This window comes from Thermogutta sp. (genome assembly GCF_014359955.1).
Lineage (GTDB): Bacteria > Planctomycetota > Planctomycetia > Pirellulales > Thermoguttaceae > Thermogutta.
In genome coordinates this window covers 1-2,658 of sequence record NZ_JACIYL010000631.1, presented here as the reverse complement: position 1 = coordinate 2,658, position 2,658 = coordinate 1, and the positions used below count along the sequence as shown (strand labels likewise).

Annotated in this window: 2 protein-coding genes; both read left to right on the top strand. The window is 58.0% G+C overall.

Going from position 1 to position 2,658, the window contains the following annotated elements:
• A partial coding sequence (locus H5U08_RS15210; protein WP_297034912.1) for an AAA family ATPase occupies positions 1–1,751 on the top strand: 1,751 nt, incomplete at its 5' end.
• 78 nt (positions 1,752–1,829) lie between these two features.
• The coding region (locus H5U08_RS15205; protein WP_297034909.1) for a ThiF family adenylyltransferase at positions 1,830–2,658 on the top strand (829 nt) is incomplete at its 3' end.

The window sequence follows — 2,658 nt, the reverse complement described above, 5'->3', positions numbered from 1 at the left end:
AATTCGCCTGGCGCGCCTGGATGCAACAATGGAAAGTGGAAATTCGATGTCCCGAGTGCCGCGGCGCCCGTCTTTCACGTCAGGCATTGAGCGTTTTCCTGAAGAGTGACTGGCAAAAGGTCAGGTCGGGCGAAACTGGGAAATTGGCAACCTCCGAGACGCGGGACCAAGATGGGGAAGCCCGGGCACGTCGGCTCAATATCCGCGAATTTTGCAACCTCACGGTAGACGAGGCGATTGAGTTCCTCCGCCATCTCGTCGTCGATGGGCCAGAAACCCGCCAGGCCACCTATTGCAGGGAAGCAATTCTGGAGCGACTTCTTTCGCTCCGGGAACTGGGTCTTGGCCATCTCAATCTCGACCGACCGGGCAACTCCCTTAGTACGGGGGAGTTGCGGCGAACACTCCTTGCTGCGGCTCTGGGCTCCGGTCTCAAACACGTGGTCTATATCCTCGACGAACCGTCCGCAGGACTTCATCCGAGAGATCGGGCGGCACTTCGTCGGATGATCCTTCGCCTCCGCAACCGCGGAAACACGGTCGTCGCGATCGAACACGATGAAACCCTGATCCGCGAGGCGGATCTCATCATCGAACTGGGACCAGGAGCCGGGGAACGCGGCGGTGAAATAGTCTTTCAGGGATCGCCGGAAGATTTGGCAAAGGCCTCTACTTTGACCGCGGAGTACGTCAACCGTCGGCGTCAGATCGTGTTGCTACGTCCCCGCCGGCAGGCCCAGGGCTGGATCCGGTTAGCGGGAGCCTCTGGGCATAATCTCAAGCATGTCACAGTGGAATTTCCTCTCGGCGTCCTTTGTGCGGTCACCGGTGTGAGTGGGGCAGGAAAAAGCACCCTCGTGGAAAAAACACTTTACCCTGCCCTTCTGCAGAGGCTTCAGGGCGCTGGTCCGCTGCCGCTCCCGTTTTCGGATCTTCTGGGAGAAAAACAGATTGGTGACGTCGTCCTCGTTGACCAGGGTTTTCCCGGCAAAACCTGGCGTTCCAACCCCGCCACTTTCATCAAAGCCTTCGACGAAATCAGGAAAGTTTTCGCCCAGACGAGCGACGCCCGGGTCCGCGGATATGGGGTGAGTCACTTCAGCTTCAATTCCCGGGAAGGCCAGTGTTCACGGTGTCAGGGAGAAGGCTTTCTGGAAATTGATATGGTCTTTCTCCCCAATATGGAAATCCCCTGCCCGGAATGCGAAGGGACCCGCTATCGACAGGAAATCTTGGCCGTGTCGTACCGCGGCAAAAATATCGCAGAAATTCTCCGCATGACCGTTCGTGAGGCGTACTTCTTTTTCCGCGGGGAACCGCAAATTCAGGCCAAGTTACGGCGACTGATGGATGTCGGACTGGATTACCTTCGCTTGGGCCAGCCGATGGCGAGCCTTTCCAGCGGGGAAGCACAGCGTCTGAAACTGGCCTCCTATTTCTCCCGTTCCCGAAAAAAACCAACTCTCTTTATTCTCAACGAACCGACAAGAGGGCTTCATCCCCACGATATTCACCAGCTTATGGAATGCTTTGACACGCTTTTGTCCCTGGGACACTCGCTTCTGGTGATCGAGCATAATCTTGCGCTCGTTGCCTCCGTGGATTACGTGATTGACCTAGGGCCCGGCGCGGGGAGCGAAGGCGGCCGGGTTGTTGCCCAGGGAACACCCGAGGAAATTGCATCCTGCCCAAATTCAGTGACAGGGCAGTTCCTTCTTAGAATACTGGAGGAGCGGGACAACTCGGAATAACCTGGAACGAATATGGAATGAGACTCGCGCAAGGTCGACTGCACTCCAAACATGCCGACGCCAACCCCTGATTCTGAAGTGTCTCTCCGATACCTCCGCCAGGTCCAGTTCGCTCCTCTGGGAGCGGAAGGCCAACAACGCCTTGCAGAGGCCCGAGCACTGATCTGCGGCTGCGGCGCTTTGGGGACGATGGTAGCCAATCACCTGGTACGGGCAGGGGTGGGCTTTTTGCGCGTGGTAGATCGAGACCTGGTCGACCTGAGCAATCTACACCGGCAGTGCCTGTTCGACGAACAAGATGCGCAGCAGCAGCTCCCCAAAGCCGTGGCGGCAGCAGAGAAACTTCGGCGCATCAATTCCGAAGTGCGCGTGGAACCGATCGTGGCCGACATCTGTTCGGACACCATCGGCAAGCTAGCAAAGGATGTTGATCTCCTCGTGGATGGAACAGATAACTTTGAAACGAGATTTCTTCTCAACGATTACGCCATCCGTGAAAAACGCCCCTGGGTATTTGCTGCGTGTCTCGGGGCCCAGGGACAGGTCATGGCCATTCTTCCGGGAGAAACGCCATGCCTGCGCTGTCTGATTCCGACACTTCCACCAGCAGGTGCAATGCCGACCTGTGAGACGGCTGGAATCCTGGGCCCCACCGTGGGCGTCGTGGCCTCACTGGAGGCAATGGAAGCCCTCAAGATTCTCGCCGGCCGATACGAGGCCGTCACGCGTGATCTTATCGTTGTGAACTTGTGGCCGGTAGCACTTCGCCAGATCTCGCTGGCGGGGGTTCAGGACCCGTCATGTCCGACATGCGGACAAGGCCGGTTCGAGTTTCTCGAACACCGGCGGGAATCGACCAGTGTCGCGCTCTGCGGGCGTAAAACCGTGCAGGTGACGCCCGCCGAGG